The sequence below is a fragment of the Arthrobacter sp. Ha26 genome, assembly GCF_059091705.1.
The window spans coordinates 13,171-34,380 of sequence record NZ_JBNHGX010000003.1 but is presented as its reverse complement, the minus strand read 5'-3'; the positions used below and the strand labels follow the sequence as shown (position 1 = coordinate 34,380).

The 21,210-nt window shown below is 64.9% G+C and carries 21 protein-coding genes and 1 tRNA gene; 7 read left to right on the top strand and 15 right to left on the bottom strand.

Translation table 11 applies throughout. The features are described 5' to 3' along the window. Positions 1–141: 141 nt before the first annotated feature. The 4 genes from AC5RVY_RS08690 to gcvH form a co-directional block, all read right to left on the bottom strand. Complete coding sequence (locus AC5RVY_RS08690) at positions 142–645, bottom strand: bifunctional nuclease family protein (RefSeq protein ID WP_190988956.1); 504 nt, start codon at positions 643–645, stop codon at positions 142–144. Then, the gene (gene ftsR, locus AC5RVY_RS08685; protein WP_050055550.1) at positions 645–1,361 is read right to left on the bottom strand and encodes a transcriptional regulator FtsR; all 717 of its coding nucleotides are present in this window, start codon (positions 1,359–1,361) and stop codon (positions 645–647) included. Before ftsR ends, AC5RVY_RS08690 begins: the two co-directional genes overlap by 1 nt. A 23-nt stretch (positions 1,362–1,384) precedes the next feature. Further along, positions 1,385–1,861, bottom strand: coding sequence for an FHA domain-containing protein (locus AC5RVY_RS08680; protein WP_493954318.1), 477 nt, complete (start codon positions 1,859–1,861; stop codon positions 1,385–1,387). A gap of 157 nt (positions 1,862–2,018) precedes the next feature. Further along, positions 2,019–2,405, bottom strand: a complete 387-nt coding sequence (gcvH, locus tag AC5RVY_RS08675) for a glycine cleavage system protein GcvH (RefSeq protein WP_493954317.1) — start codon at positions 2,403–2,405, stop codon at positions 2,019–2,021. A 163-nt stretch (positions 2,406–2,568) separates the two neighbouring features. On the opposite strand from gcvH, the gene AC5RVY_RS08670 reads away from it, so the two are divergent. Beyond that, positions 2,569–3,438: an Fpg/Nei family DNA glycosylase gene (locus AC5RVY_RS08670; RefSeq protein WP_493954316.1), complete on the top strand. Its 870-nt coding sequence runs from the start codon at positions 2,569–2,571 to the stop codon at positions 3,436–3,438. Positions 3,439–3,588: 150 nt separating this feature from the next. Here AC5RVY_RS08670 and AC5RVY_RS08665 read toward each other — a convergent pair. From AC5RVY_RS08665 to AC5RVY_RS08620, 10 genes are all read right to left on the bottom strand, one after another. Then, positions 3,589–3,665: transfer RNA gene (locus AC5RVY_RS08665), tRNA-Pro, on the bottom strand. 148 nt (positions 3,666–3,813) lie between these two features. Continuing rightward, positions 3,814–5,364: a ribosome biogenesis GTPase Der gene (gene der / locus AC5RVY_RS08660; protein ID WP_493954315.1), complete on the bottom strand. Its 1,551-nt coding sequence runs from the start codon at positions 5,362–5,364 to the stop codon at positions 3,814–3,816. A gap of 10 nt (positions 5,365–5,374) precedes the next feature. Beyond that, positions 5,375–6,055, bottom strand: a complete 681-nt coding sequence (locus AC5RVY_RS08655) for a lysophospholipid acyltransferase family protein (RefSeq protein ID WP_493954692.1) — start codon at positions 6,053–6,055, stop codon at positions 5,375–5,377. Positions 6,056–6,131: 76 nt separating this feature from the next. Further along, the gene (cmk, locus tag AC5RVY_RS08650; protein ID WP_493954314.1) at positions 6,132–6,845 is read right to left on the bottom strand and encodes a (d)CMP kinase; all 714 of its coding nucleotides are present in this window, start codon (positions 6,843–6,845) and stop codon (positions 6,132–6,134) included. After that, complete coding sequence (locus AC5RVY_RS08645; RefSeq protein WP_493954313.1) at positions 6,845–7,954, bottom strand: prephenate dehydrogenase; 1,110 nt, start codon at positions 7,952–7,954, stop codon at positions 6,845–6,847. The genes cmk and AC5RVY_RS08645 overlap by 1 nt, the downstream gene beginning before the upstream one ends. Positions 7,955–7,956: 2 nt before the next feature. Beyond that, positions 7,957–9,162, bottom strand: a complete 1,206-nt coding sequence (locus AC5RVY_RS08640) for a pseudouridine synthase (protein ID WP_493954312.1) — start codon at positions 9,160–9,162, stop codon at positions 7,957–7,959. A 114-nt stretch (positions 9,163–9,276) separates the two neighbouring features. After that, complete coding sequence (gene scpB, locus AC5RVY_RS08635; protein WP_493954311.1) at positions 9,277–9,939, bottom strand: SMC-Scp complex subunit ScpB; 663 nt, start codon at positions 9,937–9,939, stop codon at positions 9,277–9,279. Further along, the gene (locus AC5RVY_RS08630) at positions 9,936–10,748 is read right to left on the bottom strand and encodes a segregation and condensation protein A (protein ID WP_493954310.1); all 813 of its coding nucleotides are present in this window, start codon (positions 10,746–10,748) and stop codon (positions 9,936–9,938) included. The genes scpB and AC5RVY_RS08630 overlap by 4 nt, the downstream gene beginning before the upstream one ends. Positions 10,749–10,755: 7 nt before the next feature. Next, the gene (locus tag AC5RVY_RS08625; RefSeq protein ID WP_493954309.1) at positions 10,756–11,655 is read right to left on the bottom strand and encodes a ParA family protein; all 900 of its coding nucleotides are present in this window, start codon (positions 11,653–11,655) and stop codon (positions 10,756–10,758) included. Positions 11,656–11,886: 231 nt separating this feature from the next. Further along, positions 11,887–13,236 carry a cation:dicarboxylate symporter family transporter gene (locus tag AC5RVY_RS08620; RefSeq protein ID WP_493954308.1) on the bottom strand — a complete coding sequence of 450 codons (1,350 nt, stop codon included), beginning with the start codon at positions 13,234–13,236 and terminating at the stop codon, positions 11,887–11,889. A gap of 171 nt (positions 13,237–13,407) precedes the next feature. On the opposite strand from AC5RVY_RS08620, the gene AC5RVY_RS08615 reads away from it, so the two are divergent. From AC5RVY_RS08615 to AC5RVY_RS08590, 6 genes are all read left to right on the top strand, one after another. Then, positions 13,408–15,042: a sensor histidine kinase gene (locus tag AC5RVY_RS08615; RefSeq protein WP_493954307.1), complete on the top strand. Its 1,635-nt coding sequence runs from the start codon at positions 13,408–13,410 to the stop codon at positions 15,040–15,042. Further along, positions 15,039–15,752, top strand: a complete 714-nt coding sequence (locus AC5RVY_RS08610) for a response regulator (protein WP_493954306.1) — start codon at positions 15,039–15,041, stop codon at positions 15,750–15,752. The genes AC5RVY_RS08615 and AC5RVY_RS08610 overlap by 4 nt, the downstream gene beginning before the upstream one ends. A gap of 151 nt (positions 15,753–15,903) precedes the next feature. Next, a complete protein-coding gene (locus AC5RVY_RS08605; RefSeq protein ID WP_493954305.1) occupies positions 15,904–16,545 on the top strand; it encodes a GntR family transcriptional regulator in 642 nt (213 codons plus the stop codon). Between the two features lie 10 nt (positions 16,546–16,555). Then, positions 16,556–18,076, top strand: a complete 1,521-nt coding sequence (locus tag AC5RVY_RS08600; protein WP_493954304.1) for an MmgE/PrpD family protein — start codon at positions 16,556–16,558, stop codon at positions 18,074–18,076. Continuing rightward, complete coding sequence (prpB, locus tag AC5RVY_RS08595; protein WP_493954303.1) at positions 18,076–18,978, top strand: methylisocitrate lyase; 903 nt, start codon at positions 18,076–18,078, stop codon at positions 18,976–18,978. Before AC5RVY_RS08600 ends, prpB begins: the two co-directional genes overlap by 1 nt. 57 nt (positions 18,979–19,035) lie before the next feature. Then, positions 19,036–20,175 (top strand): bifunctional 2-methylcitrate synthase/citrate synthase, encoded by a 1,140-nt coding sequence (locus AC5RVY_RS08590; RefSeq protein ID WP_493954302.1) that lies wholly within the window; start codon positions 19,036–19,038, stop codon positions 20,173–20,175. Positions 20,176–20,256: 81 nt separating this feature from the next. Here AC5RVY_RS08590 and AC5RVY_RS08585 read toward each other — a convergent pair whose 3' ends face one another. Continuing rightward, positions 20,257–21,210 (bottom strand): hypothetical protein, encoded by a 954-nt coding sequence (locus AC5RVY_RS08585; RefSeq protein WP_493954301.1) that lies wholly within the window; start codon positions 21,208–21,210, stop codon positions 20,257–20,259.

Below are 21,210 nucleotides of genomic sequence, written 5' to 3'. Positions count from 1 at the left end.
AGTGTGACTTGCGCGGCTGCCGTAAGCAATGGGAACTTGATACTTCGACGTTAGGCCTGCGGGGACTCAAGGTCAAAGACGTTGGCACGTTCGCAGAGGCGTGTCGAAAGATTCATCCTCAACTTTAACCTTAACGTGACCTTAGCCGTCGAAATCCTCGGGCTCAACGTCGTCCAGGAACTCGCGGAAACGGCGCAGTTCGCGCTCTTCGTCAACGGTGGGACCGGGCTCTGCGTCCTCCCCCTCGTCGTGCTCCGTGATCCTGACGCCGGCTTCATCCATGACCGAGTCCGCGCACCAGATGCGGCATTTGGCGCGCAGGGCGATGGCCAGTGCATCCGAGGCGCGCGAGCTGACGGTTGTGCCGTTCTCAAACTGCAGCTGGCCGTAGAAAATGTTGTCCTCCACCGCCACGATGTTCACGCTGACCACGGAATGGCCCAGCGATTCAACGACGTCCACCAGGAGGTCGTGGGTCATGGGCCGGGGCGGGACCACGCCCTGCTGGGCAAGGGCGATGGCGCTTGCTTCCGGGGTGCCGATCCAGATGGGCACGTGCCGTTCACCGTGCATCTCCCGCAGGAGGACCAGCGGCTGGTTGGAGGGCAGTTCGATCCGAACGCCTACGATCTCGACTTCAATCATCAGATGTCCATGCGTGAGATGTGGTCCTGCACCAGAGCCCGGTGCAGGGTGAGGCAGAGGTCGCTGATCTCGCGGGCAGCCTCCGCCGCGCGGGCCTGGGACGCGGCGTCCTTGCGCGAAGCAAGCGGCGCCACAGCACGTTCCACCAGCCCGAACTCCCGTTCGGCAGCGGCCTGGAAAGGACGCAGGTGGCGCGGCTCAAGCCCGTGGCTTTCCAGCTGCACGCATGCCCGGGCCACCTGCAGTGCGTGCTCATCAAACTGTCCATTGGTGTGGCTGATCAGGCCAAAGCTCAACAGGGCCTGGAGCAGCGGGACACTGGCGCCGGATTCCGTGCGCAGCTGCTCCTCAGTGAGCTTTCGCCCCCGGCTCTGCAGTTCGGCCGCCAGTTCGTCGGACACGATTCGAGGGGAAACCACGACGCCGGGCGGCAGGTTTTCCGGACGTTCTCCCCTGTCAATGGCATCGAGGTAGTCCTTGATGACTTTCAGGGGCAGGTACTGGTCCCGCTGCAACGCCAGGACAAAGCGCAGCCGTTCCACGTCGCCGTCGGAATACTGCCGGTACCCCGCAGGTGTGCGCCGGGGATTAATCAGCCCCTTTTCCTCAAGGAACCGGATCTTCGACGCGGTCATACCCGGGAAGTCACCGCTGAGCTGGGCGAGGACTTCGCCGATGTTCAGGACCTGGGGTCCCCGACGTTCCGGTTGTGCCATTGCCACAGGCAGCGGTCCCCGGATCAGCCGCGGCCTGCAGCGCTGGCAGGGCTCAGGTAGAAGGTGAGGCGGAACTTGCCGATCTGGACTTCGCTGCCGGACTTGAGCTCCACGCTGTCCACACGGTCATGGTTGACGTACGTGCCGTTCAGGCTGTTCTTGTCCACCACTTCAAAGCTCCGGGCAGTGCGCCGGAACTCCACATGGCGGCGGGAAACGGTGACGTCGTCGAGGAAGATGTCGGCGTCGGGGTGGCGGCCGGCGGTGGTGACGTCCGAGTCGAGCAGGAAGCGGGCACCGGCGTTCGGGCCGCTGTGCGCAACGAGGAGCGCAGACCCCGGAGGCAGTGCCTCCACTGAGTTGCGCTCTTCGGACGACAGCTTGGGCGCGATGGTGGGTTCATCGGTTACCGGGGTGAGATGGATCGAGGTGGTCTCCGACGCCCTAGCCGCACCATTGCCGTATTCCCCATCGGCAGGGTTGTGTGTGTGGCCAGCCATGGACTCCTCCTCTTCGACGATCCGGCCCTCGGGCCGGCATTCAACGTTTGCCTTCCGGCCTGCCCTGCAGGTCCGGAACCGGACTCCCGATCCGGCCGCTGACGTGCGGAGACGTTCCGCCTGCGCATCCGGCCGAACCGGATGTACCGGTTAGCTTTTAGCCTACCTGTTGTTCGTACTCCGATGCACTGAGCAAAGACTCGACGGCATCCGGTTCGGCCAGTTTGACTTCGATAAGCCAGCCGTCGCCGTAAGGATCGGTGTTGATCAGGGCTGAATCAGTGTCCAGGGAGTCGTTGCGGCCCACCACTTCGCCGCTGACCGGGGCGTAGATGTCGCTGACGCTCTTGGTGGACTCCACTTCGCCCACCACTTCGTTCGCCGTAATCTTTGTGCCTACTTCTGGCATCTGGGCGTAGACAACATCCCCTAGCGCGTCCTGGGCGAAGTCGGTGATGCCCACGCGCACCACGCCGTCGGCATTGGGAGCAGAAACCCACTCGTGTTCGGCGGTGTAGGACAGCTCTTCGGGAATGTTGCTCATCAGGGGCCTTTCATCGGGTCGAACACCAATGTCAACGGGGCCCAAACAGGCCGCCGCTGAAAGTATAGGCATAAGTGCCGGGGCGTTCGCGGGCGGTTCTGACAAGATGGGACGCATGAGCGCACGCACTGTTCCCCCGCCCCGGGAAGCCGCAGGGTAAGCCATGCCCGAACTCCCCGAGGTGGCCGGCCTGGCTGACTTTCTTGACGAGCATCTGCAGGGAACCTCGGTGACCAAGGTGCAGATCGTTTCCTTCGCCGTGCTCAAGACTGCTGATCCGCCATTCAACGCCCTTGAGGGCCGGACGGTGACGGGCGTCCGGCGGTTCGGCAAGTTTGTCAGCATCGACACGGGCGGGATTTCCCTGGTGTTCCACCTGGCCCGGGCGGGGTGGGTGCGCTTTACGGATTCCCCCACCGATGCCCAGCTGCGGATGGGTAAAGGCCACATCGCGGCGCGCTTCACTTTCCAGGGCGCTGACGGCCCGCGCGGCATGGACCTTACAGAAGCCGGAACCAAAAAGAGCCTGGCCGTCTACGTGGTGCGCGATCCGCAGGACGTTCCCGGCATCGCCACCCTGGGTCCGGATCCCTTCACTGAAGCGTTCGACGCCGACATGCTGGCCGAGATCCTCGGCGCCAGTTCGCAGCAGATCAAGGGGCTCCTGAGGAGCCAGAGCGTGATCGCCGGCATCGGGAACGCCTACAGTGACGAGATCCTGCATGCTGCGCGGATTTCGCCCTTCGCCACGGCCAAGTCGCTGGACCGGGAAACCGTCCAGGTGCTTTATGACTGCATCCACAGCGTCCTGGGCGATGCCCTTGCGGAGGCGCGGGGCAAGCCCCCAAAGGACCTGAAGGACGTTAAGCGCAGCCACATGCGGGTCCACGCCCGGACCGGCCTGGCGTGTCCAGTGTGCGGAGACACCGTGCGGGAGGTTTCCTTCGCCGATACCGCACTGCAGTACTGCCCCACGTGCCAGACGAAGGGCAAGATCCTGGCGGACCGCAGGACCTCGAAGTTCCTCAAATGATGGCTCGTTCCCCCAAAGACACCCCCGTCCGGACAAAGCACCCGCGAACGCCAGGGTGTTATGGCCGGAACAGGGGGCGAAGCCAGGACTGACCAAAAGGACCAACAAAAAAAGTGGAAGCACCGGATTTCTCCGGTGCTTCCACTTCTTTGGTCGGGCTGACAGGATTTGAACCTGCGACCCCTTGACCCCCAGTCAAGTGCGCTACCAAGCTGCGCTACAGCCCGTCAGTTCCGCCGTTCTCCGCTGCGCTTCATCCGGGGGCTAACCCCGCGATTTCCACCAGCAGTCCGGCCGAACCACCTAGAAGAGCTTACACGATTCCGGAGGGTGCCAGTGACACTTTCCGGGGTTCGGCCCCTCGGTGTGTCGGAATTAACGCTTCTTGCCGCGCTTTTCCCGGACACGCATGCTGACCTCGATGGGCGTGCCCTCGAAGCCAAACGTTTCCCGCAGCCGGCGGGTGATGAAGCGCCGGTATCCCGGATCCAGGAAGCCGGTGGTGAAGAGCACAAACTTCGGCGGCCGGCTGGAGGCCTGGGTGCCGAAGAGGATGCGCGGCTGCTTGCCGCCCCGGACGGGGTGCGGGTGGGCTGCCACCAGCTCGCCCAGGAAGGCATTCAACCGGCCGGTGGCAATGCGCTTGTCCCAGCTTTCCAGCGCTACGTCCAGGGCAGGAACCAGACGGTCCTTGTGCCACCCGGTTTTCGCCGAGATATTGACCCGCGGAGCCCAGTTCACATGGGCAAGGTCCTGTTCGATTTCACGCTCAAGGTAGCGGCGGCGTTCGTCGTCGAGCAGGTCCCACTTGTTGAACGCGAGCACCAGGGCGCGGCCCGATTCGATGGCGAGCTGCAGGATCCGGACGTCCTGCTCGCTGAGGACCTCGTCCACGGCGAGGAGTACGACGGCGACCTCCGCCTTTTCGAGCGCGCTCTGCGTGCGCAAGGAGGCGTAGAAATCCGCGCCCTGCGCCATGTGCTGGCGGCGGCGGATGCCTGCCGTGTCAACGAACCGCCAGGTCCGGCCGCCCAGTTCGATGAATTCGTCCACGGGGTCACGGGTGGTCCCGGCAGTGTTGTCCACCACTACCCGCTCGGTACCGGCGAGCTTGTTCAGCAGCGAGGACTTGCCCACGTTGGGGCGGCCGATGAGCGCGATGCGGCGGGGGCCGCCGGAGCGCTCCAGGCCTTCGATGGTGGAGAACTCCGGAAGCACATCCATGACATGGTCCAGCAGGTCGGCCACACCGCGGCCGTGCAGGGCGGACACCGGGTAGGGTTCGCCGAAACCGAGGCCCCAGAGCGCAGCGGAGTCGGCTTCCTGTGCGAAGTCGTCAACCTTGTTGGCCACCATGATGACGGGCTTCTTGCTGCGGCGCAGCATCTTCATCACGCCCTCATCGGTGGCGGTGGCGCCTACGGCCGAATCAACGACGAAGAGGACGGCGTCCGCGAGCTCCACGGCCATTTCTGCCTGCTCGGCTACCCGGGCGTGGATGCCGCGGGCGTCGTGTTCCCAGCCGCCGGTGTCCACCAGGGTGAAGTTGCGGCCGTTCCAGTGGGCGGAGTACATCACGCGGTCGCGGGTGACGCCGGGGGTGTCTTCCACCACTGCTTCGCGGCGGCCCAGGATGCGGTTCACCAGGGTGGACTTGCCCACGTTGGGCCGGCCGATGATGGCCAGGACGGGGTCAAGCTTGACCGGGCCGTCATAGTCCTCGTCGCCGAATTCGCCGCTGAGCAGCGCGGCGTCGTCCTCGTCAAGGTCGTAGTCCTCAAGGCCGGCCCGGAGTGACGCCGCGCGGAGCTCCGCTTCGTCGTCGTCGATGGCCGCCAGCCGCTCCGCGACCTGGTCGGTGCCCGTGGGGGTGTATTCGTCGTCGCCGGCGCCTGGGTGGCCGGAGGTTTGGGTGGTGTCGCTCATTGAACTGTCCTTAGTGGTCATCTGCCGGCGTCCCGGCTACTGCTTGAAGTCTTTGTGAATTGGGGTCCGCCGGCAGCGGCTGCCCGGTGAGTTGGATGGAATCCTGCACATGCCCTGACAGTGCGTCCCGGATCTCCAGCGCCGCCCTGTCCATTGAAGCACGGCCGCTTTCCCCGGCCCTGCGGCCCAGGGTCAGCGCGTTCCCGAAGCTGACGTGGAACCGCCTGCCCGGCCGCGGTACGGAATCAAGGTGCTCATCTCCCCTGCGGGTGCCGAGGATCGCAACCGGCACCACCGGAGCCCCGGAGTTCAGCGCCAGCCAGGCAACGCCGCCGTTGATGTCTTCTGCTGCCCCGCTCCCCCGCGTTCCTTCAGGAAGAATCCCCACGCAACGGCCGGCGTCGAGCACTTTCCTGCAAAGCTGCAGGGCTGCGCGGTCTCCCCTGCGGTCCACCGGCACCTGCCCGGAAGCTGTGAGGACCCGGCCCAGGAAACCCTTGAACATTTCCTGCTTGACCAGGATGTGCATGGGCCTCGGCGAGGCACCGAACATGACCGGTCCGTCCAGGAAACTGATGTGGTTGGCGGCAAAAATGACCGGACCACCGGTGGGAACATTCTCCCGTCCGGTGACTGAGGTCCGGTAGACCAGGTGGTTCAGGGCCCAGCCCACCGGCCTGCTCCAGGCCATCGTCCAGCCGGAAGGGAGGTCCGGCCCGGCGCCGGGCACGGCCCGCTCAGTCACGGCCCGCTCAGTCACTGCCGGTTCAGTCACGGTTCAGGACCTTGGTCACTATCACCAGGGCGGCCGCAACGGTCTGGTCGAAGTCGAGGTCCGAGGAGTCCAGGGTGACCACGCCGGAGGCGGCCTGCGTGAAGTTGACCACCGTTGAATCCTTGGCATCGCGGTGGGTCACCTGCGCGGCCAGCTGTTCGGCGTTCTGTGTTCCGCCAAGCTGGATGCCGCGGCGGCGGAGCCGGGCTTCCTCGCTGGCGGTCAGCAGCATCCGGACCTCTGCACCGGGCGCGACGACGGTGGTGATGTCCCTGCCTTCCACCACCATGCGGCGGTGGTGCTTTTCAATCAGGGCCCGCTGCCGCCGGATCAGCTCCGTCCTGGCCCCCAAGGTAGTGGCCACGGCACTGACTGCCGAGGAGATGGCGGGTTCGCGGATGGCGTCGGTCACGTCCACCCCGTCCACCCGGACGTACTCCTCATTGGGGCTGGTGCTCAGTTCCAGGACAAGGTCGCGGGAGGCCTGCTCCACGGATGCGGCGTCTTCGAGGTCAATGCCGTTGGTGACGCAATACCAGGTGAGGGCCCGGTACATGGCACCCGTATCCAGGTAGGCGAGGCGGAGCCGGCGCGCCACTTCCTTGCTGACGCTGGACTTGCCGGAACCGGACGGCCCGTCAATGGCAACCACCAGCGGCCTGCCGACGCGGAGCGCCGGCAGGGTGTCAAGAAGTTCCTGTGTCATTACTGAAGTACCCGCCATCCGCGGTCGTTTAATGCTTCGATCAGGTGGTCATGCTTGTTGGGCAACACAGACAATTCCACCATGCCCACGTTCTGGCCGGATGAATGGTCCAGCCGCAGGTCCTCAACGTTGACCCCAATTTCACCGATTTCGGTGAGGAGCTGGGCGATCTGGCCCGGTTTGTCATCCACCAGGACCGTGAGCCACGAATACGCCTGCGGGGGGCCGCCGTGCTTGCCCGGGATCCTGGCCTGGCCCGCGTTGCCCTCGCTGATCAGCTGTGCGAGATCCAGCCGGGCCCCTGGCGCAGCCGGCTGTTCCAGTGTCCCGATCAACCGGTTGAGGTCCTCGCGCACGCCATAGAGGATTTCCACCACCTTCGCCGCGTTCCCCCCAAGGATCTGCACCCACAGGGTAGGATCGCTGGCCGCAATGCGGGTGACGTCCCGCAGCCCGTTGCCTGCCAGGGACAACGCATGCAGGGGCGTGCCCTGCAGCCGGCTGGCCAACAGCGACGACATCACCTGGGGCAGGTGCGAAACCAAAGCCACGGCTTCATCATGTTCATCAGCCGTGAACTGTGAAACGACTGCCCCCAGGTCTGACGCCAGCGAGCGGGCCACCTGGAGGGCGGCACCGGAAGTCTCATCCGACGGGCAGACCACCCAGGGCATCGACGTGAACAGCTCGCCGCGGGCAGCAACCGGCCCGGACTTCTCCCGTCCCGCCATGGGATGGGTACCCACGTAGCGCGAGAGGTCAACGCCACGGCTGCTCAAGGCCGCAAGGATCCCTGCCTTAACGCTGGCAATGTCCACCACCACTGATTCGGGGTAGTCAGCCAGCGCCTTCGCCACAACATCAGCTGTGACATCCGGCGGGGCGGCAACTACCACCAGCTGGGGCACGGCACCGGCAAGCGCAGCCAGCGGCTGGCCTGCCCCGATGTCCACGGCGACAGCCTGGTTGGTGGGCGACGGATCAGAGAGGTACACCGGCACGCCGCGCCCGCGCAGGCCCAGGCCGATGCTGGTCCCGAGCAGCCCGGTGCCGATGACCACCACCGGACCGTCCAGGTGCCCGCGGCCCTGGCTCTGGAAAGCGGACATGGTCAGAGCCCTACGGATGCCAGCAGATGGCCGACTTCCTGCTTGCCGAGGTTACGGATGCTTCCCTGGCGCTGGTCGCCCAGGCCGATAGGTCCCACTTTGACGCGCACCAGCCGCAGGACCGGGAATCCGACGGCGTCGAACAGGCGGCGCACGATGCGGTTCTTGCCGGAGTGCAGCACAACCTCGATCAGCACGTGCCCCGGTGTGGAGTCCACCAGCCGGAAGGAATCCACGGACGCAAAACCGTCCTCCAGCTCCACCCCCTGCTTCAGCTGGGCACCGATACCCTGCGGGAACGGGCCGCGGACCTGCACCAGGTACGTCTTGGGCACCTCGTAGGAGGGATGGGTCAGGCGGTTGGCAAGCTCGCCGTCGTTGGTCAGCAGGAGCAGCCCCTCGGTGGCCACGTCGAGCCGGCCAACGTGGAAGAGGCGTTCGCCGTGCTGGTTCCGGAGGAAGTCGCTGATGCAGGGCCGGCCCTCGGGATCCTCCATGGTGGAGACAACACCCTTGGGCTTGTTGAACACCATGTAGACCATGTTTTCGTCCAGCTGGATCCGGATGCCGTCCACATGGATGACGGCGGTCTTGGGATCGACGCGGACGCCGAGTTCGGTGACCACCTGGCCGTCCACTTCCACCCGGCCTTCTGCAATCATCTCTTCGCAGACGCGCCGCGAGGCCACCCCGGCGGACGCCATCACCTTTTGCAGGCGCACGCCGTCGGCATCGTGGAGTTCGGACTGGGGGACGTCGCCGCGCGGACCCTTCTTGCGTGACGGCTTGCGGATCGGCCCGAGGTTCTGGCCGAAACGCTCACTGCCGAAAGCCCGGGAAGCGGCCGCTCCCGGAGCTCCGGTACGCGGCTTCTGCTTGGGTGCCCCGGGAGTTCCGGGCGCTTTCTTGGCCCCCGGCTTTCGCACTGCGGGCTTCCGCGAAGAAGGCTTGGCGGACCGTGCTTCCGCCGCCCCGCCGGTCCTGGCCTCCGGAACCTGGTCCGGATCGATAAAACGCTCTTCGCGCGGCTTCGGGGCACGGTGCGGCCGGTCACTGCCGAACCCGCCGGCGCGCTTGGCCGGACCGCCGCGGAAGCCACCGCTGGAATTGCCGCCCTGGGAGGTGTTGCGTCCCGGCGTGTTGTTGTGTCCGGAGCTGTTGCGTCCCGAACTGTTACGTGGTGAACCCTGGCGTCCCGCCTGTGTCATGACCCGTCCTTCGATATATTGACCGGCAAGGTGTCCAAGGACAACCCTAGCCAGCCGTGCAGAAATAATCTGCCCTTGTAGGTACTCGTGCCGCAGCCAGGGCTGGTTCCCTGCCTACGTTCTTTCGGCGTCGTAGAACTCCGCGATCCCGTCCAGTCCTGGAAGATGCGGGGACAGCTGCGGCAGCTCGGCCACTGAACTGATTCCCATCCGTTCCAGGAAGTACGAGGTGGTCCGGTAAAGGATGGCCCCCGATTCGGGATCAGTTCCCGAGTCTTCGATAAGCCCGCGCTGGGCGAGTGTCCGTACGACGGAGTCCACATTGACTCCCCTGATTGCGGACACCCTGGCCCTGGAGACCGGCTGGCGGTAAGCGATCACCGCGAGCGTTTCCAGGGCAGCGTGGGTGAGCCTGGCCGTCTGACCCTCCAGCACATATTTGCCCACGAAGGGGGCGAATTCAGCGCGTGAGTAGATCCGCCAGCCACCGGCGACATTCCGCAATTCAAAACCCCGGGGGCTGGAGCCAAAACCAGCTGGGCTGGCTGAATCCATATCCGGGGCGTTAACAGTATAGCCGTTATACTCCTGCTGAAGTTCAGCCAGCAGGGCGCCGACAACATCCACGGTCAGCTCAAGGCCAGCAGCGAGCTCCTCCTCCGTGGCCGGCTGGTCGATAATCATCAGGACTGCCTCAAGGGCGGCTTTGGCTCCGCCGGGCAGGCTTGCGACGTCCGGCTCCCCCAGGCCTGCGCCATCGGTTGCATGTTCATTCACAGCTGCTCCTCAAATTCCTCGCTCAGGTTCTCCGCGGACCAGGCCCCGCTCCCGGCCGTCCAGTGCACGGCCAGATCCCCCAGCGGCGACAGCTGGTCAAAGGAGACTGCCTTGTCCCGGAACAGTTCCAGCAGGGCAAGGAACCGGGCCACCACCACCAGGGTGGAATCAGCGTCGGCTATCAGGGTCCGGAACGTCAGCGGCGATTCGAGCTGAAGCCGCAGGCCCACGATTTCCGCCTGCTCCTTCACGCTGACCGTCCCGCCGTGAAGGTGGGCGAGGCCCACCTCCGTTGGCTGCGGGGTCTTCGGCCGCAGGGCGGCCTCCGCGAGGCGGGCAAACTGTTCCGGCGTATGTTTCCAGACGAGTTCGGGAAGCATCGCCGCAAAGTGCTCCTCGAGCGCCACCTGCCGCGGGAAGCGCAGGGCTTCCTGGTGAAGGGTCCCGCCCAACAGGCCGGCCACCTGCTTGAAGGCTTTGTACTGAAGCAACCGGGCAAAGAGCAGGTCCCTGGCCTCCAGCAGCGCGATATCCTCGTCATCTTCGACGTCTCCGGCCGGCAGGAGCCGGGCCGCCTTGAGATCCAGCAGAGTTGCAGCGATCACCAGGAACTCGCTGGCTTCATCCAGGGCCCATTCTTCGCCCAGTTTCTGCAGCTTCCGGATGTACTTGATGAACTCATCGGTGACGGTGGCGATGGCCACCTCGGTGATGTCCAGCTGGTGTTTGGCGATCAGCCCCAGGAGGAGGTCGAACGGACCCGTGAAGTTGGCCAGCCGCACCTCGAAGCCGGGCTTGGTTTCGGCCACGGCGTGGCTAGGGTGCGCCGCCGCGCGAAATCAGTTCCTTGGCCAGCCTGCGGTAGGCATCCGCCCCCACATGGTTCGCGGCGTAGCTGGTGATGGGTTCGGCGGCCACGGTGGCGTCGGCGAACTTGATGGAGCGCTTGATGACGGTTTCGAAGACTTTGTCCCCGAAGGCTTCCACCAGGCGGGCGATGACTTCGCGGCTGTGCAGAGTGCGGGCGTCGTACATGGTGGCCAGCACGCCGTCCACCTGCAGGCGGGGGTTGAGCCGGTCCTGGACCTTGTCGATGGTTTCCACCAGCAGGGCCACGGCACGCAGGGCAAAGAACTCGCAGATCAGCGGGATGATGACGCCGTGCGCGGCGGTCAGGGCGTTGACGGTGAGGAGGCCGAGGGAAGGCTGGCAGTCGATGAGGACGACGTCGTAGTCGTCTTCGACTTTCTTGAGCGCCCGGTCCAGCACCTGCTCGCGCGCCACCTCGTTGACCAACTGCACTTCGGCAGCCGAGAGGTCGATGTTGGCGGGCAGCAAATCGACGTTTTCCACGCCCGTCCGGTGGATGGCGTCCCGGATGTCGACTTTGCGGTCCATCAGGACGTTGTAGACAGTAAGGTCCAGTTCGTGGGGGTTGACGCCCAAACCTGCAGACAGGGCGCCCTGGGGATCAAAGTCCACCAGGAGCACCCGGCGGCCGTATTCGGCGAGCGCGGCTGCGAGGTTGATCGTGGAAGTGGTCTTTCCAACGCCGCCTTTTTGGTTAACCATGGCTATGACGCGGGCCGGACCGTGGGAGGACAGCGGCGCGGGTTCCGGGAACTCGCGGTATGGGCGCCCGGTGGGCCCCATCACCGCGTCTTCCAGATCGAATTCCGTGCCCTCCAGAGTTGCTGAACCCTGTTCGCTGCTCACGTATCTATCCACACTTTCGATGACGGTGATTTCCTGCCGCTGGGATGGCCAGCAACGCTCCTGCTTCTTCCCAAGGTTACAGCGCTCGACACGGTATTCGAGGCAACTTGACTTTCCGCGGATGTTGAGCCTTTACCCTCTAGCTGAGGTCGAAGGTTTAGGTTCTGGCAACGTACAGAACCGCCCCCGGCCGGTGCCGGAGGCGGTTCTGAAGGGTACCGAGGACAAGGATCAGGCGGTGGCCGAGACGGCCTTGGCGCCCTCTTCCTTTGGTGCCATTTCGCCGTGGTGGTGGGCCATCATGGTTGCCTCATCGAACGGTTCCTCGCCGGAGAGCACCCGGCCCACCTGTTCGCCGTCAATTTCCTTGACCCAAGTGCCGATCAGGACGGTTGCCACTGCGTTGCCGGTGAAGTTGGTCAGGGCGCGGGCCTCGGACATAAACCGGTCGATGCCCACGATCATGCCCACCCCGCCGAGCAGTTCGGGCTTGTGTGCCTGCAGGCCGGCAGCGAGGGTAGCCAGGCCGGCGCCGGTGACGCCGGCAGCACCCTTGGAAGCGATGATCATGAAGATCAGCAGGGAGATCTGGGCACCGAGGTCCAGCGGAGTGCCCATGGCGTTCGCGACGAACAGGGACGCCATGGTCAGGTAGATCGCCGTGCCGTCGAGGTTGAAGGAGTAGCCGGTAGGAACCGTGACACCGACCACCGGCTTGGAGACGCCGAGGTGTTCCATCTTCGCGATCAGTCGGGGCAGTGCTGCCTCGGAGGATGAGGTGGAGAAGATGAGGAGGTATTCGCGGGCCAGGTACCGCATCAGCTTGAAGATGTTGACTCCGGACACCACCTGGAGCAGGCCGCCGAGAATCACCACGATGAACAGTGCACAAGTGATGTAGAAGGCAAGCATCAGGGTGAACATGCTCACGATGGCCTGGAAGCCGGTGGCGCCGACGACGGCGGCAATGGCACCGAAGGCGCCCACGGGTGCAAGCCACATGATCATGATCAGGATACGGAAGACGAGGGCCTGGCCGTAGCCGATGGCCTTGAGGATCGGGGCACCCTGCGGGCCCATCTTCTGCAGCGCGAAGCCGACGAGGATGGCCGCGAGCAGGGTGGGCAGGACGGGGACGTCACCGGGGATGATTCCGAGCAGGAAGTCAACCGTGCTGTCAGTAGCCGCCTTCTTGTTGGGATCGTAGGGGGCGAGCTTCAGGCCCTCACCGGGGTGGATCAGGTTGCCCACCACCAGGCCGATGGCTAGGGCGAAAGTGGACATAACGATGAAGTAGCCAAGCGCGAGGCCGCCCACCTTGCCCACGGTTGCGGCCTTGGCGATGGAGCCGATGCCGAGGACGATGGTGCAGAAGATGACGGGGGCGATCATCATCTTGATGAGCTTGATGAACCCGTCGCCAAGCGGCTTGAGGGATTTGCCCACCTCGGGGAAGAGCAGGCCGACGACGGCGCCCAGGATGACGGCGGCGATGACGGCGATGTAGAGGTAATGGGATTTATCCAGTCCCTTGCGCGGCGCCTTCACGCTGTCGAGCGACTCTCCTCGTTGAGAAGCCATGATGTGTCTCCTTTGGATAATGTGATAGACGCTGCGGCACATTCTCTGGGCTCAACACGTCCTCCGGTGTGATATCCATCATTGGGCAGGTGGTGACCCAGCTCACCGTTGCGTTCATATTGGTCGCGGCGGAGTTGGTACCGGGTGCAGTTACAGGTCGGGAAGGTACAGATGATCCACCGTTGGAGTATCGCCCGCCGGCTTTTTGTGGCGAACCTGCTGATTGTGGTGGCGTTTATTGCGATCGTGGGCACTGCCACGTTCATCGACGCACGGGACCGCACCTACGAGGAAGCCGGCCGCAGGATGACTGGCGTCGCTGCCGCCATCGCCGTCAATCCCCTGGTCCTCCAGGCTGCGGATACCAGCAATCCATCGGCCCTGCTGCAGCCCTACGCCCTTGACGTCATGGCGGGCTCGGGAGCCGACTTCGTGACCATCATGGCGCCGGACCGGACGCGCTGGACACATCCTCGAAACGAGGAACTGGGCCGGCCCTACATCGGATCCATTGATGCCGCGCTTCGCGGTGAAATGTTCACCGAAGTCACTGCGGGAACCCTGGGGCCCTCTGTACGCACCATTGCCCCCGTGAAGGACGCAGCAGGGAATGTGAAGGCGCTGGTGGCCGCGGGCGTCACCGTCCGCAGCGTGGATGTTGCCCTGTCCGGGCGGCTCCCTGCCCTCGTGGCCATCGGCCTAGCCTTGCTGGTGGGCGGTTCACTGGCTTCATGGCTGTTGGGCCGGTACCTCCGGCGCGTCACCCGGGGCTGGGGTCCGGAACAGCTCGCCCAACTGTTCGCCTATTACGAGTCGGTGCTGCATTCGGTGCGGGAGGGACTGGTCCTGATCGACACCAAGGGCCGTGTGGTGATGTACAACGACCAGGCGGCCGAGCTGCTGGGCCTGGAAGGACCCGGCAGCAAGGACCCCACCCGGCCGCCGTCGCTGTCCGAGCTGCCACTGGATGAGGGGCTCCGGAGCCTGTTCGAGTCCGGCCGCAGCACCAACGACGAGATCGTCCTCACCGGTTCGCGCATCCTGGTAGTCAACCAGGGTCCTGCCAAGGGGCCCGAGGTGTCCGGCAGCCGTGGAAAGTCCCCCGTGTACGGCACGGTGGCGACCCTTCGGGACCGGACGGAGATCGAGGCCCTCGGCAGCGAGCTGGAAACCATGCGTACGCTCTCTGACGCCCTCCGGGCACAGACCCACGAGCACGCCAACCGGCTGCACACCATGGTTTCGCTGCTGGAGCTTGGCCGCACGCAGGAAGCCCTCGCATTCGCCACCAAGGACTTGGAACTCAGCCAGCAGCTCACGGATGACGTGGTCAGTTCAGTGGACGAGCCCGTACTTGGCGCCCTGATTGTGGGCAAGGTGGCTGAAGCCCACGAGCGCGGGGTGCAGCTGGACGTCACAGCCCTGGGCTCGGCAAGCGTGGCGGGGATTGCGGTGCAGGACCTGGTGACCATCCTTGGCAACCTCCTTGACAATGCCATGGATGCAGCTGCGGACGGACCGCCGCCGCGGAAAGTGGAGCTTACGGTCGAGGCCGATGAGGAAGGCCTGGACATCACCGTGCACGATTCCGGCCCGGCCATTGATCCTGCCGCCGCCGAGAACCTGCTCCGGCATGGGTTCAGTACCAAACCGGCGGGACCGGGCGGCCGGGGCATCGGCCTGGCGCTGGTGCGGCAGGCTGTGCGGCGCCTGGGAGGTACGCTGACAATTAACGGCCGGCGCGGTGCCAAGTTCGACGTGTTCCTCCCCGCAGCGGTGTCGGCAGGGAAGGAGCACAAACCGTGAGCAACATCCGGGTCCTCGTGGTGGAGGATGAGGCGATAGCAGCCGCCGCGCACGCGGCCTATGTGGGGCGGCTGGCGGGCTTCGAGCTCGCCGGAACGGCCCCGGACGGCCAGTCCGCCCTGCGCCTGCTCAGCGAGTTCGCGGCGGCGGGAAACCCGGTGGAACTTGTCCTGCTGGACATGAACCTTCCGGACCTGCACGGCCTGGACATCGCCCGCCGCATGCGCGCTTCCGGAATCCTGGCGGACATCATCGCCATCACGGCCGTCCGCGAACTGGCCATCGTGCGCAGTGCGGTGGCCATCGGCGTGGTCCAGTACCTGATCAAGCCGTTCACCTACGCGACCTTCGCGGACAAACTCGAAAGCTACCGCCAGTTCCGGCAGCAGCTGGCCGGTCCGCCGGGGGGTTCCGGAAAGGCGGGAGCTTCCCAGACGGACGTGGACCAGGCGTTCGCCAGCCTGCGTGCACCCTCCGAATTGCCGCTACCGAAAGGCCTCTCGGTGTCCACGCTCACCTCCGTGCAGGAGTTTATGAAAGCGCAGGAGGGTGCCGTGTCCGCCACGGAAGTGATGGACGCACTGGGCATGTCCCGCGTTACCGCCCGCCGCTACCTGGAATACCTGGCGGACGCCGGGACGGTGTCCAGGACGGCCCGCTACGGCACTCCCGGCCGGCCTGAGAACGAATACCGCTGGGCAGCGCGGTGATTGGGCCCGTACCGCCCGGTGATTGAGCCTGTTGCCATCTTAGTTGGGCCCAACTGTATACAAATAGCCCTGTTTCAGTCGATGTTTTTTCCTCCTGCTGCTTTTTCTGCTCGTTGTGTATACACTGGCTGGACCAACGAAGGGACTGCCAGTGCGAGCCAGCGACCGTGCCTATGCTGCACTCCGCGATGACATCGTCCAGTGGCGGCTCCAGCCCGGGGCCCTGCTTGCCGAGGTGGAACAGTCGGAGCGCCTCGGCGTTTCGCGCACGCCGCTGCGGGAGGCGCTGGGCCGGTTGACAGCAGAAGGGCTGACGACGGCGGCAGGCGGCCGCGGCGTCGTCGTCACCGACATCTCGCTGGAGGACATCGACGAACTGTTCGAACTGCGCGAGACACTCGAAGGCAAGGCTGCGGCACTGGCGGCCGAACGCGGCGAAGCCGCGATATTCCGGACCCTTGAGGCGGATTTCCGGGCGGCTCCTGCGCTGATCAGCAGCAGCACGCCCGCGTTGGAGGACTATTACCTGCTGGTGGAACGGCTGGACACTGCCATCGACGGTGCCATCTCGAATTCATACCTGGTACAGGCCATGCGCGGCCTCCGGGTCCACCTGGTCCGCATCCGCCGTTTGGCTGCAGATGACGCCGCCCGGCTGACAGCCGCTGCAGGCGAGCACGCTGCCATCGCTGAAGCCATTGCAGCAGGCAATCCGCGCCTGGCGCATGCGGCCACCACCGTGCATCTGCACCGCAGCCTCTCCCACATCAAAGCAACGCACACCCCCCGCTAAAAGGAGCCCCATGGTCAAGGAACACCACGTCCGCGTCTATAAGAGCGAAGAAAACCTGCCCCGTGAGGAGCAGTTGGCGCACAAGATCGCCAGGGTTGCCGCGGATCCCGTAGAGGTACCGGCAGAAGTGACTGAGATGGTGATCAACCGGGTCATCGACAACGCATCAGTGGCCATCGCCTCGCTGAACCGGGCGCCGATTGTTGCCGCCCGCGCCCAGGCACTGTCCCACGGGCCGAGCACCGGCGGGAAGGGCGCGAAGGTCTTCGGCATCGGCGAACGCGTCTCGCCGGAGTGGGCCGCGTGGGCCAACGGCGTGGCCGTGCGCGAGCTGGATTACCACGACACGTTCCTGGCAGCGGACTACTCCCACCCCGGCGACAACATTCCCCCGATCCTTGCCGTGGCCCAGCACGTGGGTTCCAACGGCCGCGACCTGGTGCGCGCCATCGCCACCGGCTACGAGATCCAGGTCAACCTGGTCAAGGCCATCTGCCTGCACAAGCACAAGATCGATCACGTAGCCCACCTCGGCCCCTCGGCCGCTGCGGGCATCGGCACCCTGCTGGGCCTGGACGTTGAGACGATCTTCCAGTCCGTGGGACAGGCGCTGCACACCACCACCGCCACCCGCCAGTCCCGCAAAGGTGAGATCTCCACCTGGAAGGCCCACGCTCCCGCCTTCGCCGGCAAAATGGCGGTGGAGTCCGCGGACCGGGCGATGCGCGGGCAGACTTCCCCGGTCCCGATTTACGAAGGTGAAGACGGGGTGATCGCGTGGCTGCTGGACGGCCCGGACGCCTCCTACCAGGTCCCTCTGCCGGAGGCAGGCGAGGCCAAGCGGGCCATCCTGGACACCTACACCAAGGAACACTCCGCCGAGTACCAGGCCCAGGCCTGGATCGACCTCGCCCGCAAGCTGCACCGCGAACACCCCGAAGCCACCGACCCCGGCAACGTGAAGTCCGTGCTGATCAAGACCAGCCACCACACCCACTACGTCATCGGCTCGGGTGCCAACGACCCCCAGAAGTACTCCCCCACCGCCTCCCGGGAGACCCTGGACCACTCCATCCCGTACATCTTCACCGTCGCGTTGCAGGACGGTGCCTGGCACCACGTCGACTCCTACTCCCCCGACCGCGCCGCCCGCCCGGACACCGTGGACCTGTGGCAGAAGGTCTCCACCGAGGAAGACCCGGAATGGACCCGCCGCTACCACTCCCTGGACATCAAGGAAAAGGCCTTCGGCGGGTCCGTGGAAATCACCCTCACCGACGGCACAGTCATCACCGATGAGATCGCCGTCGCCGACGCCCACCCCCTCGGCGCCCGGCCCTTCGCCCGGGACCAGTACGTCCACAAGTTCCGCACCCTGGCTGCCGGGCTGGTGGAGGAGGCTGAAATCGAACGGTTCCTCACCGCCGTCGAACGCCTCCCCGAACTCGGCCCCGGGGAACTGGACCAGCTGAACATCACCGCCGCCCCTGGCGTCATCGACCTCAATAACGCACCCAAGGGACTCTTCTGATGCTGTACTCAAAAGTCACCCCGGAGCAGAAACGGATCCGGTTCCGGGAACTGCTCGTGGCCGGCACCATCGCGCGGTTCCCCGGTGCGTTCAACCCGCTCTCGGCCCGGCTCATCGAGGAGAAAGGCTTCGAGGGGGTCTACATCTCCGGCGCCGTCCTGGCCAACGACCTGGGGCTGCCGGACATCGGCCTGACCACCCTCACCGAAGTGGCAACCCGCGCCGGGCAGATCGCCCGGATGACCGACCTGCCGGCCATCGTCGACGCCGACACCGGCTTCGGCGAACCCATGAACGTGGCCCGAACTGTCCAGGAAATCGAAAACGCCGGCCTGGCCGGGCTGCACATCGAGGACCAGTTCAACCCCAAACGCTGCGGCCACCTCGACGGTAAAAACGTGGTGGACCTGGAGACCGCCACCAAACGGATCCGCGCCGCCGCCGACGCACGCCGCGACCCGAACTTCCTCATCATGGCCCGCACCGACATCCGGGCCGTCGACGGACTGCAGGCCGCCCAGGACCGGGCCCGTGCGCTCGTGGACGCCGGCGCGGACGCGATCTTCCCCGAAGCCATGAAGGACCTCACCGAATTCCAGGCCATCCGCGACGCCGTGGACGTGCCCATCCTGGCCAACATGACCGAATTCGGCAAAAGCGACCTCTTCACCACCGAACAGCTCCAGGGCGTCGGCGTGAACATGGTGATCTATCCGGTAACCCTTCTCCGTAGTGCCATGGGCGCTGCCGAGCGTACGCTGGAATCGATTAAGGCTGAGGGCACGCAGGAGGCGCAGGTTGGCAGCATGCTGACCCGCGCACGCTTATACGATCTCGTTGACTACGAAAGCTACAACCGCTTCGACAGCGGAGTGTTCAATTTCCGGGTCCCCGGGGAGTAGGGAAAACCGCGCCGGTACCGCCGGTACCACAGGCGACAGGAACGAAGGAGTTTCAGCATGGCTGAAGAGGACATCAAAAAGGGGCTTGACGGCGTCGTAGTGGACTACACATCCGTCTCGAAGGTCAACCCGGACACCAATTCCCTGCTGTACAGGGGCTACCCCGTCCAGGAACTGGCGGCACGGTGCAGCTTCGAGGAAGTCGCCTACCTGCTCTGGAACGGTGAACTGCCGAGCCAGGAGCAGTTGGCCGGGTTCACTGCGCGTGAGCGTGGCGGCCGCGCCCTGGATCCGGTGGTCAAGCAAGTCATCGATGCGCTGCCCGAAACGTCCCATCCCATGGATGTATGCCGGACGGCCGCCTCCGTGATGGGCGCCAGGCACCCCCTGGCCGAAGATTCTTCGCGCGAGGCCAACATGGCCAAAGCCATCGACCTGTTCGCGGCCATGCCGGCCGTGGTGGCGTACGACCAGCGCCGCCGGCACGGCCAGGATGTCATCGAGCCACGCGATGACCTCGGCTACTCGGCCAATTTCCTCTGGATGACGTTCGGGGAGGAACAGGTACCGGAGGTGGTGGAGGCATTCAACGTCTCGATGATCCTTTATGCCGAACACTCCTTTAACGCCTCCACCTTCACCGCACGCGTCATCACCTCCACCCTCTCGGATCTCCACTCCGCGGTGACCGGCGCGATCGGCGCCTTGAAGGGGCCGCTGCACGGCGGAGCCAACGAGGCCGTGATGCACACCTTCGACGAAATCGGAATCCGCCCGCAGGAATCCCTCGAGGAAGCCGCTGCCCGGGCCAAGTCGTGGATGGAAAACGCGCTGGCCCAGAAGAAGAAAGTCATGGGGTTCGGCCACCGCGTCTACAAGCACGGCGATTCCCGCGTGCCCACCATGAAGGCGGCCCTGGACAAGATGATCGCCCACTATGGCCGGCCCGAGCTCCTCGGACTGTACAACGGCCTCGAACAAGCCATGGACGAGGCCAAGGCCATCAAGCCCAATCTTGACTACCCTGCCGGCCCCACCTACCACCTGATGGGGTTCGACACCGCCACGTTCACACCCCTGTTTGTGGCCAGCCGCATCACCGGATGGACCGCCCATATCATGGAACAGCTGGACGCCAACTCGCTGATCCGCCCGCTGAGCAAATACGTCGGCCCGGAGGAACGGCACGTTTCCTAGGGCAGGTTTTTGGCTGAGACCCGGATTTGCTGAGGGCACGACGGCGGCCGGTCACCACTTCAGGGACCGGCCGCGACGCGGTTACTGCCCCATATGGATCTTCAGAGAGGTGATCATGCGCTTGGCGTTGATGTACTCGGGCGTCAACATGTAAGCACGCGCCTCATCCAGGGTACGGAAGACCTTGATGCCTTCAGTAAGCGTGTCTCCGCGTGAGACCTGGAAGATGTCCGAAAAGGAGTACAACGGGGACTCCGTCGGGCCGTTTACCACGTTGTAGAACATGCAGCTGGTCCCGTCCTTTCCGGCTGCGCTGCTCGTGATCCCGTACGACGCTGTGACCCTGTCCCCGTCGAGCAACGCACGGAAGGCGAACCGTGGAGTGATGATGTTGGGAAAGGAAGAGTTGTAGGGCAAGTCGAGTTCCACGGAATCGAGAACCTTATACGGCACAGGCTCCATGCAGCTTCCACCGATGGTTCCGGAGGCTCCAAAGCGGAAGGAAGCCAAGCGTTTTCCTGCCTGATCCTGCACATTGAGCGCGATGGCCGGAAATTCCGGGTTGTACGGCTCGGCCAGCACGGTCCACTCGCGGAGGTATTCAAAGGAAATTTTGCCGTCGGCGCTTGTGTAACGCTGCCATTCACCCGCAGGCGGTTCAGCAGGTTCGGTTGTGACCGGCGGGACGGCGATGGAGCTGGGCCTCGGCGCCGGGGTGGATGGCGGACTGGCGCTTGAATCAGGCGAAGGATTGGTACTGTAGGTGGCTGCGGGGGCGGGTCCCTCCAGTTTCGGGCCAAGGTTCGTAGAGAGCAGGACACCTGCCGTTACAGCCGCCGCTGCGACTGCAAGGAGTCCAGCGATCTTGCCGCGGCGTTGCCGCCGTTCTGCGAGCGTTGGCACGTGAACGCGTATCCGATCCGTAAAGGCTTCCGGACGGGAAAGTACGTTCTGCAGGATTTTTTCGTTGTTGGGAACGTCGGCGTCCCTTCCGACCGGGTCAGCACCTGAAACGAGGTACTTGATGGCATCCAT

What these genes read in the sequence shown, in the direction of transcription:
- AC5RVY_RS08690 (WP_190988956.1), bottom strand. Translation starts at nt 645, where the DNA reads ATGATTGAAGTCGAGATCGTAGGCGTTCGGATCGAACTGCCCTCCAAC.
- ftsR (WP_050055550.1), bottom strand. Translation starts at nt 1,361, where the DNA reads ATGGCACAACCGGAACGTCGGGGACCCCAGGTCCTGAACATCGGCGAA.
- AC5RVY_RS08680 (WP_493954318.1), bottom strand. Translation starts at nt 1,861, where the DNA reads ATGGCTGGCCACACACACAACCCTGCCGATGGGGAATACGGCAATGGT.
- gcvH (WP_493954317.1), bottom strand. Translation starts at nt 2,405, where the DNA reads ATGAGCAACATTCCCGAAGAGCTGTCCTACACCGCCGAACACGAGTGG.
- AC5RVY_RS08670 (WP_493954316.1), top strand. Translation starts at nt 2,569, where the DNA reads ATGCCCGAACTCCCCGAGGTGGCCGGCCTGGCTGACTTTCTTGACGAG.
- der (WP_493954315.1), bottom strand. Translation starts at nt 5,364, where the DNA reads ATGAGCGACACCACCCAAACCTCCGGCCACCCAGGCGCCGGCGACGAC.
- AC5RVY_RS08655 (WP_493954692.1), bottom strand. Translation starts at nt 6,055, where the DNA reads ATGGCCTGGAGCAGGCCGGTGGGCTGGGCCCTGAACCACCTGGTCTAC.
- cmk (WP_493954314.1), bottom strand. Translation starts at nt 6,845, where the DNA reads ATGACACAGGAACTTCTTGACACCCTGCCGGCGCTCCGCGTCGGCAGG.
- AC5RVY_RS08645 (WP_493954313.1), bottom strand. Translation starts at nt 7,954, where the DNA reads ATGTCCGCTTTCCAGAGCCAGGGCCGCGGGCACCTGGACGGTCCGGTG.
- AC5RVY_RS08640 (WP_493954312.1), bottom strand. Translation starts at nt 9,162, where the DNA reads ATGACACAGGCGGGACGCCAGGGTTCACCACGTAACAGTTCGGGACGC.
- AC5RVY_RS08620 (WP_493954308.1), bottom strand. Translation starts at nt 13,236, where the DNA reads ATGGCTTCTCAACGAGGAGAGTCGCTCGACAGCGTGAAGGCGCCGCGC.
- AC5RVY_RS08615 (WP_493954307.1), top strand. Translation starts at nt 13,408, where the DNA reads ATGATCCACCGTTGGAGTATCGCCCGCCGGCTTTTTGTGGCGAACCTG.
- AC5RVY_RS08600 (WP_493954304.1), top strand. Translation starts at nt 16,556, where the DNA reads ATGGTCAAGGAACACCACGTCCGCGTCTATAAGAGCGAAGAAAACCTG.
- prpB (WP_493954303.1), top strand. Translation starts at nt 18,076, where the DNA reads ATGCTGTACTCAAAAGTCACCCCGGAGCAGAAACGGATCCGGTTCCGG.
- AC5RVY_RS08590 (WP_493954302.1), top strand. Translation starts at nt 19,036, where the DNA reads ATGGCTGAAGAGGACATCAAAAAGGGGCTTGACGGCGTCGTAGTGGAC.
- AC5RVY_RS08585 (WP_493954301.1), bottom strand. Translation starts at nt 21,210, where the DNA reads ATGGATGCCATCAAGTACCTCGTTTCAGGTGCTGACCCGGTCGGAAGG.